This is a genomic window from Turicibacter sanguinis, assembly GCF_013046825.1.
In the GTDB taxonomy this organism is placed as follows: Bacteria; Bacillota_I; Bacilli_A; order MOL361; family Turicibacteraceae; genus Turicibacter; species Turicibacter sanguinis.
On record NZ_CP053187.1, the window covers coordinates 1105907 to 1121439 of the forward strand.

Consider the following 15533-nt stretch of genomic DNA (forward strand, 5'->3'; position numbering starts at 1 on the left):
ATGAGGGGGAATCTTAGTGGATGTTTGGACAGCTATAAAAAAAGGGATGATTTTTATCATCCTTTCTATTTTTATTTTAATGTTAGTTAGCTTAATTCCTACTCAATTATTAACTAGGACTGAAGAGGTTTCGACTCAAAATCCTAGCACTCTCTTACAGACTGATGCGACAGAACAGTATAAGACTTATCAAAATGTAGAGGTAAATGTTTCGGTTGTAGACCTAGATGAGAGTCTTACACTTTTACAAACTTTGATAGATGAGGCATCGGTCAACTTAGTGTCGTCCTTTATTTGTTCTACTGATACACCATCAAGTAATCCTGTTGCTAGATTCACGATAGCGGTTTCTCATGCGTCGATGACTGACTTTTTAGGTAAGGTTTCGTCAAGTTTGCAAGTTAGTGAAATCAAGACATATACTGATACTGAAATGCTACTAGTAGAGGGGATTGATAGTTGGATTAAGAATTTATCAATTCAAGAAAAACGGTATCAAGAATTGTTGTCAGAGGCTTACGAATTAGAGGAAATTTTGGCAATTGAAACGGAGTTATCTCGTGTTCGAACAGAACTTGATGAATGGCAGTCACTTAAAGAAAAACGAGATATGGTGAAGGTAACGATTTCTTTTTATTTAGTTAAAAATCCGGCAACGTCTTGGCAAGAAGCGATTAGTGAGGAACTAGTCATGCAACTCGGTCAAATGGCATCTTATTCTAAGATTTTAGTGATTAAGCTGATTGGGTGTTTACCGTATTTTGTGGTAGTTCTTTTTGTTGTTATTTTGGCAAGACTGATTTTTAAGCGAAGTAAAAGACGACGCTGATTGGGGGATGACGTTGAACGTGAAGAAGTGGATTTTGAGTGGAATTATTTTAGTTTTTATCTTAATCGGTTGTTCGCAATTATTTAAATTTGAGGAGACGCCCAACTTTGTGGTCGAAGGTGTTGTGTTATCGGTTAGTGATGATACAGCGTTGATGTCTTTGCGACTTGATTTAACAGAACAGGATTTAAATAAAAGTTATGAAGAGTGGATGAATGGTTCATACGATTTGATGGAAGTTAGTTATTTGCAAGATGTTAAGGTAGGGATGAAGTTAAAGGTTGCTTTAAATGGTGAGATTTTAGAAAGTTATCCAAGTCGAGCCAGTGCTAAAAGTTATGAGGTTATTGGAGAAGTGGAAGCAAGTGAAGATGAAGCGGGAAATGAGCTAGTGATGGAATCAGTGGAACCCTATCATGCTCAACTGTTAAGTATTTTTCCAAAAACAATCGGCTTAATTCAATCCTATAATGGCTATGCTGAATACGGTCATTCTCAAAAATTGATTAAAGCAGAAGAAAAGGGGAATATTTTTGAATTAAGTTTTGAAGGACAAATGATGGATGGAATCGGAGAATTTGAAAATCGTACGTTCACACTCACATACGAAATTGATAACCAATCTGTGATTGAACATATTAATAATCAAGATCAGTATAATCAACTAAAAAATGAAATGTTGTTAAATTCTATTATCCCGAATAAAGTGATTTTAAAAGCTCCGCTTGAAGTTGGGACAAGTTGGTTTGAAAATTTTGTGTATGAAGGGCAAGATTGTACTGCTCAAACGGTTATCACACGTGTGGAATTGACACAAGAAGGGAAAATGCAGTATGAAACCTTAACGACAGTTGAAGGTATTGAAGGTTATTATATGGATACTTATAAGGAAACCAGAGTTTTCACCGAAGGAAGTGGGATGACTTGTTTTAGTAATTTATTCTCGTTAGAATCCGTTGGCGTTGATTATGAAGAATTAGAACAATCAGAGGATTTATATATTTTTGGATTTAATCTTTCCTATGAAAAATTGAACAAATAAAAAGACCACGAAATTTCGTGGTCTTTTTATTATGCAACAGTTTGTTCTAATGCAACTTGAGAATTTTCTATTGCAGCTTTATTTGAAAATACTAATTTTAATAGAATTGGTGTAATAATAGTCGTAGTGACAACCATGATAACGATTGGACCAAAGAACACCGATCCCATTAATCCAAAGGCAGATCCTTTACTTGCTACGATTAATGCGACTTCTCCCCTTGAAACCATTCCGGTTCCGATTTGAAGAGCTTCAGCATTTGTATATCGGCAAAGTTTTGCTCCAAGCCCACATCCAAGAATTTTCGTTAAAATCGCAACGACGATTAAGATTCCTGAGAAAGTGATTAAAGACGCTGACATTTCTGGAATCACAACTTTAATTCCGATACTTGCGAAGAAAATTGGTGATAATAGCATGTACGCTGTTGTATCAAAACGCGCCATTAAATAATGTTTACGTGGTGCGTTAGATAAAACTAAACCTGCCATAAAGGCACCGGTAATATCAGCAACACCGAAGAAGTGTTCAGCAGTAAATGATAATAATAAACAGAAAACGAATGATAAGATGACGAAACGTCTTAAATCCATATTATGAAGACGCATGCTCTTATTCATGAATTTAGAGAAAATATAGCCACCTATTCCTCCAAGAATGAAGAATAGAACGATTTTGATTAAAACTAATCCGATGCTAACATCGGTGTTTGTCGCACTCGTTACAACTGTTAAAGCAATAACTCCTAAAATATCATCAATAATTGCGGCTCCTAAAATAGCATTTCCAGCACGGGTACTTAGCTTTCCAAGTTCTTTTAATGTTTCAACCGTAATGCTTACTGAAGTAGCAGTTAGGATAATTCCGATGAAGATATTTTGAAGAACAATTGGTGCATTGGCATCTGAAATTCCATTTTTATTAAATACGGATGCGATAATAAATCCTCCGATAAGTGGAACAATCATTCCAAGTAAAGCAATAATAATAGATGCTTTTCCGGTTTTCTTTAATTCTTTCATATCTGTTTCAAGTCCAGCTGTAAACATTAAAACGATAACACCTAGTTCAGATAACTGAAGGATAAAATCTGTTTCATGTAAAACATTTAGACATGCTGGGCCTAAAATTAATCCAGCTAGTAATGCTCCAACAACTTGTGGTAATTGAATTTTTTTTGTTAATAATCCCAAAAGCTTAGTGCTCATTAAGATTAAAGCAATATCAAATAGAAATTCGTAAGACAACATAGTATTTACTCCCCTCTAATTTTCACTTGACAAATTATACATCCAAGTAAAGCATTTTACAACCTAATTTTAGGCAAAAAACGTTTTTATTGGAATGACTTTTTTACCACATTCAATATAATATTTAGACAAATTCAATATAATAAAAAAGTACATTTAAAAAGTAGTATTATGGAATTTCGAGGATTTTATACGATGAAAAGTTTATTCTCTAAACTTCATTGACAAAAATGGATATTTTTGTTATATTGCTCGACACTATTTATTTTATTGAGGTGAGAAGAATGAAAAAACAAATCATATCTAATGCATTTTTATTTCTGTCCATTATGGTTTATGTTGTTTTGTTTAAGACCATTTTTGGCCAATCTAACTTAATGGTTGGAGTTACGGTTTTAATTATTGGATTAGTTACATCTGAAAAGGATATGACTCAAAATTTAAAACTGTTATTTATTAAATTATTATTAATCTTGTTGTATATGGGATTAGCGAGTTATTTAATAACGGTTAGTGCATTTTTAACAATGTTAATTAGTATTCCATTTATTTTCTTTATGACGTATTGGACAACTATAAATGGTAAGAAAACATATCATTTCCCATATTTACTTGGATATTTATTTCTATTATTATCAGCACCAGTTTCAGATATTAAAATGCTTCCAGGACGTTTAATTTCGTTAGCGATAGGAGCATTATTAATCGTTTTATTACAATATGTAATGAACAAAGATACTTATAAGAAGATTTTAAAAAATGAAAATGAAACAGCATTAGAGCTTGTTGAAAAAAGAATCGATCGAATTTTATCTCAAGATTACAGTATTCATCCTGAAGAAATCGATGTTCTTAAACTGGGAATGAAACGTTTTATGAAAGTAACATTTGAACGTCGCAATTTAAGAACGACTTTAACAACGGATAGTATGTATCGTGTGAGTGAAATTATCTCACTTCATAAAATTTATTACTTATTAACAGATGTCTCAAATTACTACGAAGCGGGTGAAACATCAGAAGAATTATTACTAGATCTGAAATTATTAGTTCAAGGATTAAAAAATGAGGACTACGCTATTGCGGCTAAAATATTTGATAAATGGGATGAAAAAGTTTTACCTGACTTCATGCAAAAAATTAAACAGGCTTTAAAGATATTGAAATTATCTGAACAAGATGTTTATCCTGAATATAAAGAAAACATCTTGCATCAAATATTCCAAATTGATACAAAGTCACTGTCTTTTAAATTTGCTATGCGTGTGACGATTTTATTAAGTGCTGCCTTGTTCTACACCACATTCTTTAACTTAGAATATGGTCGTTGGCTATGTTTTACACTGTTAGCACTTGTTCAACCAAGTTATGAGGAAAGTAATAAGAAAACATGGATGCGATTTACAGGGACATTATTCGGTGTTATTTTATTTTTAATTTTATTTACAATCTTTAAATCTTCAACTTCACGAACGTTGATTGTGATGATTACATCGTATGTAAATATGTTCTTTAATCGATACGATTATAAAATGATTGCAACAACTATCCAATCGCTTGGAGCAGCTGTTATTGGAACAACAGGATTAATTGTTGCCCAGAATCGTGTGGGATTTGTTTTGTTAGGGGGAATAGTTGCCTTTTTAGGAAATCGATATTTATTTACAATTCGTGAAAAAGAAGCTCATACTTATTTAATGGATCTTTATGAAAAGTATAAACATTATCTTTTAGGTAATGAAAAGTATCCTCATACAGTTATTGTAGAAGCTTATCATGCCCTCGAAATGGCAGGGGACGATAACAAATATCGTGAATGGTTAAATGTTAGCTTTGATGCTTTAACTAATCCAATTCAATAACATCTAAAAACACTTTTTATCTATATGGTGAAAAGTGTTTTTTTTGATAAGGTTAAATTGAAAGAAATTATTTTTGTGAAAGTTGTTCCAAAAAAACGACAAAATTCCAACCGAGAACTTGATTTTTTGATATAATAAAATTGGAATTTTAAATCATTTATAGGAGGTTTCAACATGAGACGTGAATTAGCAATTGAGTTTTCTCGTGCCACAGAGGCAGCAGCATTAGCAGGTTACAAGTGGTTAGGACGTGGGGATAAAAACGCGGCAGATGGTGCGGCTGTTTTAGCGATGCGTCACGTATTAAATGAAATTAATATTCGCGGAGAGATTGTGATTGGTGAAGGTGAAATCGATGAGGCGCCAATGTTATACATCGGAGAACGTGTTGGAACTGGATTTGGAGACGATGTAGATATCGCGGTAGATCCAATTGAAGGAACTCGTATGACAGCAATGGGACAGGCTAATGCTATGACAACCCTTGCCGTTGGTGAAAAAGGATCTTTCTTAAAAGCACCAGATATGTACATGGAAAAACTAATCGTTGGGCCAAAAGCGAAAGGTGTTATTGATTTAAACTTATCTTTAGAAGAAAATATTCGTCGTGTTGCCAAAGCAGTTAATAAGCCATTATCTGCTGTAACAGTGATGACACTTGCTAAACCACGTCATGATGAGCAAATTAAACAAATGCAGGCTTTAGGAGTGCGTGTATTTGCGATTCCAGATGGAGATGTTGCAGCTTCAATTTTAACATGTATGCCATTTAGTGAAGTTGATATGGTTTATGGAATTGGTGGAGCACCAGAAGGTGTTGTTTCTGCTGCTGTAATCCGTGCACTTGATGGAGATATGCAAGGACGTTTAGTTTTACGTAAAGATGTTAAAGGTGAGACAGAAGAAAATATTAAAATGAGTGAGGATGAAGCTCGTCGTTGTGAAGAAATGGGAGTTAAACCAAACGAAATTTTAAAACTTGAGGATATGGCGAAAAGTGATAATGTTATCTTCTCAGCAACAGGAATCACTAAAGGTGATTTATTAGATGGAATCACATGTGAAGATGGAATTGCCACAACTGAAACATTAGTTATTCGCGGAAAATCAAGAACTGTTCGTCGTATTCAATCAATTCATTATCTAGATCGTAAAGACGACCAAATTAAAGAAATCATTTTATAATTTTTTAAACTAGCCTCCTATCAATAGGAGGCAACTTTTACATATGAGGTGAAAGACATGTACGCTGCAATTATTTTATCAGCCGGAATTGGAAGTCGAATGGGATTGGGTTACAATAAAATGTTATATGAAATTAACAACCAACCTGTTGTGGTTCATACCTTGAAAAAATTCTTAAAAAATGCAAACTGTGGACAACTTATATTAGTTGTTAATCCAACTGAAATAGATACGATGCAAAATATCTTAGAAGGTGCTAATATAATGGATTCGCGTATTCGAATTGTTCGAGGTGGAAGCGAACGACAATATAGTGTCTACAATGGGCTTCAGATGGTTACTGAGGATGTTGTTTTAGTTCATGATGGAGCGCGACCTTTTGTGACGCAACGTATGATTGATGAATGTTATCAGCAAGCTCTAAGTCATCATCCGTCTATTGTAGCAGTGCCTGTAAAGGATACGATTAAACGTGTAGTTGACGGTGTCGTAGTTGAAACTCCTGATCGCTCGCAAATATATGCTGTTCAGACACCGCAAGCAGCCCCAACTTCTTTATTAAAGCAAGCACATGAACGTGCAAAAAAAGCAGAATTTTTAGGGACTGATGAGGCAAGCTTAATAGAGAAGTTTACAAAATCAACTGTTAATGTGGTACGAGGAGACTATACTAATATTAAACTAACAACTCCAGAAGATTTAGTAATGGCAAAGCAATTAATGAAGGGAACCCTATAGATATTTAATAGCTAAAATGAATTGAAATAAGTGAATCATATTTTATGTCGTTAAACAAGAAATTCAAATTACGATAAAAAAATAGCCAACGAAAAAAATTTCGTTGGCTATTTTTATACAAGCTACTAGACAATGTATAGTAGTGTTTGTTATACTACTAGTGTGTAATACACAGTAGGGGATGAATAACTAAAATTTATCACGATGTTATACATTAAAATTTAATTTTTTTATAAAAATAAAAATAATAATTAAGATATAAGGAGTAGATTTTTATGAAAAAGACACTATTATATTCAATGTTAGTAACAGGGGCATTTTTATTCGGATGTTCTTCTGCTCCTCAAACGACTAATCCATCAACTACTCAAACAGAAACTCCGATAACTTCCCAGAATCCTAATTCAACAAATATTAGCGGTGCGCAAGTGACAATTACTGAAGAGCAAGCAAAAGAGATTGCTTTGAAAGAAGTCGGATCAGGAAATGTTATTGAATTCTCATACGATATGGATGATATTATTCCAAATTATGATATTACGATTGTGAATGGTACGACTGAATATGAATTTGAAATCAGTGCTGTTGATGGAAGTATTTTAAAACGTAGTAGTGAACAAAATCCACTAATCACTAATGAAGTAAAGATTGATGAGGCAAAAGTAAAAGAAATTATAAATAATCAAGTCAATGGAACAATTGTTGGAATTAAATTGGACCGCGATGACTACCTTCCGGTTTATGATGTTACAGTAGTAGATGGAACATATAAATATGAATTTGAAGTCAGTGCGATGGATGGAAGTATTTTGAGTAAAGACCAAGAATTAATTAACCAAGCATCTAATATAAATACTAATCAAGGATTAAATATTGATCAAACTAAAGCGAAGGAGATTGCATTAGGCCAAGTAAATAGTGGCGTAATTGGCGAATTTTCATTAGATTATGAACGAGGAATTCCTGTATATGAGATTACTGTTTATGAGGGAAGAACTGAATACGAATTCGAAATTAGTGGGATTGATGGAAGTATTATTTCTCGCAGTGTGGATACAAATTTAGATTAATATAGCCGAATAAAAGGTTAGAAAATATTTTAAATTTGAAAGACTTGTGGTATTATATCACAAGTCTTTTTGATGGATTTCTTGCTAAAAGACTATCTGTAAGGGAGGTTTAGGGTAACAATTTGTTGTTATTAATAATGAGATTATGAATGCACAATATAAAAAGGGTGTTTTAGAATTATGTGTTTTAAAATTAATTGAAAAAACGGATTTGTACGGTTACGAAATGGTTCAAAAACTTTCATATTATATAGAGGTGACTGAGAGTACAATTTATCCATTATTAAGAAGATTAACGAAAGAAGGCTATTTAGAAACTTATAATAAAGAGTCAACTGAAGGTCCGACGAGAAAATATTATTCAATAACAGATAAAGGTGAAGAATATTTAGCAAAACTTTTAAAAGAATGGAATCAAATGGTTGAATCCGTTCATCGTTTATTCGAAGGAGTGTGATTAGTCAGTGGATATGATTAACCAATGGCTAGAAGAGTTAGAGCGAGAATTACAAGATATTTTAGAAGAGGACCGATTAGAAATCTTATCTTCTTATAAAGAACAAGTTAATGAAATGAAAGAGTTAGATATAGATGAAGAGGAGATATTATCTAGATTAGGATGGCCTAAAAAGGTAGCACAAGAAGTTAAGCAATCATTAGATTATACTGAATCTCGTTTCCCCGCTGATAAAGATGATTCAAAGGTAGAAAAGCCAAAATCTAATGAAAAAGGTTTTAAAAAAGGTATCTCTATCTGTGCTATCATAGCATCTTTATGTGTCTCGATTTTATTTTTTATGACGAGTTTTCGTTTTATAATTGGAAGTATTTTTTTAATGTCTTTTTCAATCGGACTTGCGATTGCAGTATTAGGAGTGACACTAATTTTATTTAATATTGGGGTTGCGTCACTTTATACAGGTTATTTGATCTATAAACGACTTAATTAAGAATCAATTGAGGAATGTAGGTGAATTCAATGAGAAAGAAAGGTTTAGAGCTTTATTTAATTATTTCGAGTCTAGTTGCCGTTATTATTGTGATAGTGTGTTCTGTAGTTACGGTATCATCTAATATCGTGATAAAACAAAGCTTACATCAAGGAGTCCTTTTTGATTTAATCGAGTTAAAATCACAGGGGATGATTGAACTAGATGACTTATTTGATGATATTTTTGATTAGAAAGGAAGATTTTGATGATTCGAATTGGCCATTCAACTGATATCCATCAGTTAGTAGAGGGACGCAAATTAATTTTAGGTGGAGTTGAGATTGAGCATACAAAAGGATTACTTGGACATAGTGATGCTGATGTATTATGCCACGCAATAACAGAAGCAATTATTGGTGCTTTAGCAAAAGGTGATATCGGAACTCATTTTCCAGATACTGATCCAACTTACAAAGGAGTCGATTCACGTGTTCTATTGCGCGGAGCCTTTAAAATGATGGATGAAGCGGGATATTGCTTAGGAAATTTAGATGCGACAATTTATGCTGAAAGACCTAAAATGCGACCACATATCGACTCGATGCGTCAAAATATTGCGAGTGATTTAAATGCTTCAATGGATCAAGTTAATGTAAAAGCTACTCGTGGTGAAAAGTTAGGGTTTGTGGGGCGAGAAGAAGGAATAGCTTCAGAGTGTGTTGTTTTATTATTCAAAAAGACTAATTAACACAATATTAACGCGATGTTAACCGTTTATTAATCTCTGAGATATTGATACAAGGTATAATCAATTATGATATGCCCCCTATATTTTAATAAAGCTAAAGAATTACTTCTTTGGCTTTATTTATTTATAAAGCAAAAAGCACCTCGCTAATGAGGTGCTTTTTAGTTATCCACAGTTTTAATTTTAAAACGGAATCACTTCAGATCTCATATAATTCCTCTTTTCATTGTAGATATTGTTTTCATAGGTAACATTCCCTTCTCCTTTCACCTAATTAGATAAAATAATATTAAATGTTGTAATACATTTACCAAAAAGTGAATCTTTTTTTAGATTCATCGTTTTCGTAAAGATTTAATAACAAGCCAAACGATTGCAATTAGAACAATAGTCGATAGTATTTGTAACGTTAAATTAATCCAATCTGGCATTACATATATTTGCATCTCATCCCCTCCGGTAGATTCATCATATCATAAATCTATTCTTTAATGACTTAGAATCATGGTAAAATCAGTGTCTTGGGCGCAATTTTTTTTAATAATCTTTAATATTTTGTTTCAATCGTATATAATATGAAAAGAATAACAATAGTACAGTTATTATGTTTAAATAGGAGGCAATATTTATGACAGTTCGTGTTCGTTATGCACCAAGTCCAACAGGATTTTTACATATCGGAAATGCTCGTTCAGCATTATACAATTATTTATTTGCGAAACATTACGGTGGAGATTTTATTTTACGTATTGAAGATACTGACTTAGAGCGCAACGTTGAAGGTGGAGAAGAGTCTCAAATGAACTTTTTACGTTGGTTAGGAATTGAATGGGATGAGTCTGTTGATTGTGGTGGAGAATATGGCCCATACCGTCAATTAGAACGTTTAGATATTTATCGTCAATATGTAGAAGAATTAATCGAAAAAGGATTAGCTTATAAATGCTATTGTACAAGTGAAGAACTTGAGGCAGAACGCGAAGCTTTATCTACTCATGGTCATGATAATATCCATTATTCTCGTCGTTGTTTAAATGCAACAGAAGAAGAAAAGAAAGAATTAGAAGCACGTGGAGAATACGTGGTTCGTATTAAAGTTCCTGAAAATGAAGAATACACATTCAATGATATCGTTCGTGGAGAGGTTACTTTTAAATCAGAAGATTTTGGTGATTGGGTTATCATGAAAAGTAACGGAATCCCAACGTATAACTTTGCAGTAGTTGTGGATGATCACTTAATGAAAATTACTCATGTTTTCCGTGGTGAAGAGCATTTAACAAATACTCCAAAACAAATGATGGTTTATCGTGCTTTTGGATGGGATATTCCTCAATTTGGTCATATGACATTAATCGTTAACGAAAATGGTAAGAAATTATCAAAACGTGACAAAGATACAGTTCAATTCATTGAACAATATGCTAACATGGGATATTTACCAGAAGCATTATTTAACTTCATTGCATTATTAGGATGGTCTCCTGCAATTGAAGAAGAGATTTTATCGCATGAACAATTAATTGAATTATTTGATGAAAAACGTTTATCTAAATCACCATCTACATTCGATAAAAATAAATTATCATACATTAATAACCGCTACATCAAAGCATTAGAAGATGAAGAGTTATTAGAATTATGTATGCCTCACTTAGTTGAAGAGGGAATTTTAGAAGGAAAAACAACAGCATGGGCAATGGAATTAATCTCATTATTCCATGATCGCTTGTCATATGGTGCTGAGATTGTTGATTTATATGATGAATTCTTCTCAGAAGAATTAGAATTAGACGAAGAAGCACAAGCTTTCATTGCACAAGATGGTGTATCTGAAACGTTAAAAGCATTCAAAACAGAATTAGAAGCATTAGAAGATTTCAATGCTGAAGGAATCCAAGCCGCAATTAAAGCAGCTGGAAAAGCAGCGGGAGCAAAAGGTAAAATGTTATTCATGCCTTGCCGTATTGCAACAACTGGGCAAATGCACGGTCCAGATTTACCAAAAGCATTAGCTTTATTAGGTAAAGAAACAGTTGTTGGACGTATTGCAAAATTCATCTAATGAAATATTAAAACCTCAGAATTAATCTGAGGTTTTTTTTGATTTTAAGGCGAGTAAGATTAAAAGAAGATAGATAATAGTAATAAAAAAATAGAGGGTCCAAACTACACTATAATTGAAATAATCAACAATAAATCCTGTAATAACAGGACCTAATGCTCCACCGAGTGTGAAAATCATATTAATCACTCCTAGATACATGGCGTAATGTTCTTGTCCAAATAAAGCGCTTGTTCCATAGGTAGGGACTAAAGAGGGTAAACATAAACAAATACCAAACAGAGCGGCGAAAACAAAAAGGAGTGATGGAATGGTTCCTAAAAGTAAACAGACATAACCGATAAGAGCCATTGAGACTAATAGAATAATTGATTTAGTTAATTTTACTTTATCAAAAATATATCCTCCGATTAAACTCCCCATTAATGCGAAAAGTGCTTGAGTTGAACCGACATTTGCATTAAACGGAAGTGGATGGCCTAGATAAATTAAATATGATTGAATATGCATCTTAGTTCCTGAAATACACATCCCGAGTAAGAAGAGACCGACTATAAATAAAATTAGCCGTGGACTCCACTGAATATCTTTATATGAAAATTTTTCTTTCTTTTTAGCTTTAATGGTTGTATCTGGTGGCATCCTCATAATGAAGAGTGCTAGCGGTAGACAAACTACAATAATGATAATGCCAAGAATAGCATAGGTGAAGGTGTATCCTTTACTGATCAGTAACCTTGAAACCACCTGCATCCATATAAAAGACCCTGTTCCCGCTCCTGCCGTTGAAATTCCTAATGCTAATCCTTTTTTATCCTTAAACCAGTGTGTTAGTGTTGTAGCAATCGGAATGGTAGTTAAACAGGTTAGCCCTATTCCGACAATAATGGCAATGCAATAGAACATCCAAATTTTTGTAGCGAGAGAATAACAGAAAAATCCACTGCCGGTTAAAATAGCTCCGATACTCATAATGAGTTTAAGTGGAAGTTTTGTTAGTAGTTTTCCGATAATTGGAGACATTAGTGAGGTCGTGATTGCACCTATCGTAAAAATGAATGAAAAGGATGAGAGTGAGAATCCTAAGTCTTTGGTGACGGGATCTAAAAATAATGTCGTAATATTATTAACAATACTAAATGCAACACCCATAATTAAAAAACATGATAGTAAAACAAGCCATTTATAAAATTCTAATTTCTTACTCATTTGTTCACACTCCAAATAAATCGTATAGTTTAGAATTTGATAAATAGACTAGGATTATGTATAAATATCGGGTATTGTATTTATTAGAAAAGGGGGATTAAAATGGATGTAACTTTTCAAACGGATGTTGGACGCTTTAACTACCGTGTGGCTGGCGTATTAATTCATGAGAATCGGCTGCTTGTCATGACCGATGAACGCTCACCCTATTATTATTTACCAGGTGGGAGAGTGTCGATGAATGAGGAAAGTACTATGGCTATTAAACGAGAAATAAAAGAAGAATTGGACGTGGAGGTTGAAGCGACTCAATTACTATGGATCGTTGAAAATTTCTTCGTCGAGCAACAAAGCCAAGAACAATTTCATGAAATTGGAATGTACTACTTGCTTCAGTTAACAGAGGAAGACATTTTAAAAAGAGGTCAGGAGTTTATCATGAATGAAGGTGGATATAAAAAACTATCTTTCCTATGGCTACCTTTAGAAAAAATTAAACATCTAAATATTTATCCATTGTTTTTAAAAGAACGCATCATGAATTTACCACAGGTGCCAGAACATTTGGTTGAAATAAAAGAATAATGATTGGCATAGTATCTACTAAGAGGGGAGAGCTAAGTATGTTTGGACAGTTCTTAATTATCGTATCTGTTTTTGCTTTAATCATCTGGTTTTGGGTGCTTGTTTTTAAACTATTAATTAGAGCAAATAAAGCTTTGCAAATTTATATTGATAATCAAACAAAAAATCTCTAGTTCAGCACTAGAGATTTTTTAGTTATTATTTAACTGCAATTGCTTCAATTTCGATTTTAGCATCGCGTGGTAAACGGGCTACTTGTACACAAGCTCGTGCTGGTTTGTGGGCTGAGAAGTATTCTCCGTATACCGCATTTACTGCAGAAAAATCATTCATATCAGCTAAGAAAATTCCACATTTTACGACATTTTCTAATGTATATCCCGCTTCAGTTAAAATAGCTTGAATATTTTTTAAACATTGGTGAGTTTGAGCTTCGATTTCATCAGATACAAACTCCATTGTTTGTGGGTCTAATGGGATTTGTCCTGAAATATAAAGTGTTCCATTTGCTTCAATAGCTTGAGAATAAGGTCCAATGGCTTTTGGAGCATTATCTGTTGCAATAATATTCATTAGTAGTTCCTCCTCATCAGTTTACGAGCATCCTTAAGAGTGTCCGTTTAAAATTAAGAATTTATTCATCATTTTTATTATACCATATCCATATAATGGTTTTAAGAGTTATGATGCATGAGTTTGTGTGATAGAATAAGACTATAAAATGAAGGAAAAAACGAAATAATGAATGCTGTAGCGGAGGGGACCTATCGTGAATACTGTAACGTTTGAAATGATAAAAGAAGCAGCACAAAACTTAAAAGGAGTTATTAAAGAAACAGATTTCTGTTTTGCAGAATCATTAAGTGAGCGTAGTGGAGCAGAAGTGTATTTAAAATTAGAAAATCTTCAGCAATCAGGATCATTTAAAATCCGAGGTGCTTATAATAAGATGCTTCATTTAAGTGATGAAGAAAAACAATGTGGTGTTGTTGCATCAAGTGCTGGGAATCACGCACAAGGTGTTGCAATTAGTGCAACGAAACTTGGCATCAAATCGACCATTGTCATGCCAAGGAGTGCACCGTTTGCTAAAATCTTTGCTACTCGCAATTATGGTGGTGAAGTGGTTTTAGAAGGAGAAATCTACGACGAGGCATATCAAAAAGCATTAGAAATTAAAGAAGCAACTGGAGCAACATTTGTTCACCCATTTAATGACCCTTACGTTATTGCAGGGCAAGGAACAATTGGTCTTGAAATGATTGAAGAACAACCAGATTTAGATGTCGTGTTAGTTCCAATCGGCGGAGGTGGAATTGCAGCAGGAATTGCAATGGCTATTAAAACATTAAATCCAAATACTAAAGTCATTGGAGTTCAAACAGAAAATGCCCCATCGATGTATCAATCAATTAAAGACGGGAAAATTGGCACAGTGAAGGTTACTAAATCGATTGCAGATGGAATTGCAGTCGCAACCCCAGGTGATGTTACGTTCCCATTAATTCAGCAATACGTTGATGAAGTTATCACAGTATCTGAAACTCAAATTTCGCAGGCTTTCTTATTATTGCTTGAAAACTGTAACTTGGTGTGTGAAGGTGCAGGAGCAGTTTGTGTTGCTGCAATTCTTTCAAATCAGCTAGACCTTAAAGGTAAGAAAGTCGGTGCCGTTCTGTCCGGAGGAAATATCGATACTAATCTTATTGAAAGTATTATTAATCATGCTATGATGTCTCTTGGACGTCGAACAAAAATTCAAGTTTCAATTGCAGATCGTCCTGGTGAGTTGAATGCTTTCTTAGATACAATCGCAGAGGAACTCGGTAATCTTATTATGATTCGACAAAATAGATATCGTGAAGGATTATCAATGTATCAATTAGGAGTGACGGTCGTTATTGAAACGTTAGACGCTGCTCATAAAGAACGCGTCATTCAAAAATTAATCGAATCAGGTTATGAGATTGAGTATACAAACTAGATAATTTTAGCGAAATATATTAAAATGAAAATAA

17 protein-coding genes are annotated in these 15533 nt (G+C 33.5%); 14 read left to right on the top strand and 3 right to left on the bottom strand.

Annotated elements, in window-relative coordinates:
• Positions 1 to 16 precede the first annotated feature (16 nt).
• Both HLK68_RS05370 and HLK68_RS05375 read left to right on the top strand, forming a co-directional pair.
• The gene (locus tag HLK68_RS05370; RefSeq protein ID WP_006785912.1) at positions 17 to 829 is read left to right on the top strand and encodes a DUF4349 domain-containing protein; all 813 of its coding nucleotides are present in this window, start codon (positions 17 to 19) and stop codon (positions 827 to 829) included.
• 19 nt (positions 830 to 848) lie between these two features.
• Positions 849 to 1871 (top strand): DUF3221 domain-containing protein, encoded by a 1023-nt coding sequence (locus HLK68_RS05375; protein WP_238843639.1) that lies wholly within the window; start codon positions 849 to 851, stop codon positions 1869 to 1871.
• Positions 1872 to 1900: 29 nt separating this feature from the next.
• Here HLK68_RS05375 and HLK68_RS05380 read toward each other — a convergent pair whose 3' ends face one another.
• Positions 1901 to 3121, bottom strand: coding sequence for a cation:proton antiporter (locus HLK68_RS05380; RefSeq protein WP_006785914.1), 1221 nt, complete (start codon positions 3119 to 3121; stop codon positions 1901 to 1903).
• Between the two features lie 284 nt (positions 3122 to 3405).
• Here HLK68_RS05380 and HLK68_RS05385 point away from each other — a divergent pair, with 284 nt between their 5' ends.
• The 9 genes from HLK68_RS05385 (at position 3406) to gltX (ending at position 11721) form a co-directional block, all read left to right on the top strand.
• Positions 3406 to 4983, top strand: coding sequence for an FUSC family protein (locus tag HLK68_RS05385; RefSeq protein WP_132942680.1), 1578 nt, complete (start codon positions 3406 to 3408; stop codon positions 4981 to 4983).
• 174 nt (positions 4984 to 5157) lie between these two features.
• Positions 5158 to 6168, top strand: a complete 1011-nt coding sequence (gene glpX / locus HLK68_RS05390; protein WP_006784399.1) for a class II fructose-bisphosphatase — start codon at positions 5158 to 5160, stop codon at positions 6166 to 6168.
• 57 nt (positions 6169 to 6225) lie between these two features.
• Positions 6226 to 6906: a 2-C-methyl-D-erythritol 4-phosphate cytidylyltransferase gene (ispD, locus tag HLK68_RS05395; protein WP_006784400.1), complete on the top strand. Its 681-nt coding sequence runs from the start codon at positions 6226 to 6228 to the stop codon at positions 6904 to 6906.
• 275 nt (positions 6907 to 7181) lie between these two features.
• Positions 7182 to 7976, top strand: coding sequence for a PepSY domain-containing protein (locus tag HLK68_RS05400; RefSeq protein WP_006784401.1), 795 nt, complete (start codon positions 7182 to 7184; stop codon positions 7974 to 7976).
• Between the two features lie 145 nt (positions 7977 to 8121).
• Positions 8122 to 8433, top strand: a complete 312-nt coding sequence (locus HLK68_RS05405) for a PadR family transcriptional regulator (protein WP_006784402.1) — start codon at positions 8122 to 8124, stop codon at positions 8431 to 8433.
• Positions 8434 to 8446: 13 nt separating this feature from the next.
• Positions 8447 to 8926, top strand: coding sequence for an HAAS signaling domain-containing protein (locus HLK68_RS05410; protein WP_155061865.1), 480 nt, complete (start codon positions 8447 to 8449; stop codon positions 8924 to 8926).
• 29 nt (positions 8927 to 8955) lie between these two features.
• The gene (locus HLK68_RS05415) at positions 8956 to 9159 is read left to right on the top strand and encodes a hypothetical protein (RefSeq protein WP_006784404.1); all 204 of its coding nucleotides are present in this window, start codon (positions 8956 to 8958) and stop codon (positions 9157 to 9159) included.
• A gap of 14 nt (positions 9160 to 9173) precedes the next feature.
• A complete protein-coding gene (ispF, locus tag HLK68_RS05420; RefSeq protein WP_006784405.1) occupies positions 9174 to 9656 on the top strand; it encodes a 2-C-methyl-D-erythritol 2,4-cyclodiphosphate synthase in 483 nt (160 codons plus the stop codon).
• A 628-nt stretch (positions 9657 to 10284) separates the two neighbouring features.
• A complete protein-coding gene (gene gltX / locus HLK68_RS05425; RefSeq protein ID WP_006784406.1) occupies positions 10285 to 11721 on the top strand; it encodes a glutamate--tRNA ligase in 1437 nt (478 codons plus the stop codon).
• 21 nt (positions 11722 to 11742) lie between these two features.
• Here the strand turns inward: gltX and HLK68_RS05430 are convergent, their stop codons facing one another.
• A complete protein-coding gene (locus tag HLK68_RS05430; RefSeq protein WP_009607253.1) occupies positions 11743 to 12930 on the bottom strand; it encodes an MFS transporter in 1188 nt (395 codons plus the stop codon).
• Between the two features lie 102 nt (positions 12931 to 13032).
• Between HLK68_RS05430 and HLK68_RS05435 the strand changes: the two genes are divergently transcribed.
• Positions 13033 to 13515, top strand: coding sequence for an NUDIX hydrolase (locus tag HLK68_RS05435; protein ID WP_009607257.1), 483 nt, complete (start codon positions 13033 to 13035; stop codon positions 13513 to 13515).
• Between the two features lie 38 nt (positions 13516 to 13553).
• Positions 13554 to 13688, top strand: coding sequence for a hypothetical protein (locus tag HLK68_RS14675; protein WP_006784409.1), 135 nt, complete (start codon positions 13554 to 13556; stop codon positions 13686 to 13688).
• Between the two features lie 25 nt (positions 13689 to 13713).
• Here the strand turns inward: HLK68_RS14675 and HLK68_RS05440 are convergent, their stop codons facing one another.
• Complete coding sequence (locus HLK68_RS05440) at positions 13714 to 14088, bottom strand: RidA family protein (protein WP_006784410.1); 375 nt, start codon at positions 14086 to 14088, stop codon at positions 13714 to 13716.
• Between the two features lie 196 nt (positions 14089 to 14284).
• Between HLK68_RS05440 and ilvA the strand changes: the two genes are divergently transcribed.
• Complete coding sequence (gene ilvA / locus HLK68_RS05445) at positions 14285 to 15499, top strand: threonine ammonia-lyase (RefSeq protein WP_006784411.1); 1215 nt, start codon at positions 14285 to 14287, stop codon at positions 15497 to 15499.
• Positions 15500 to 15533 lie beyond the last annotated feature (34 nt).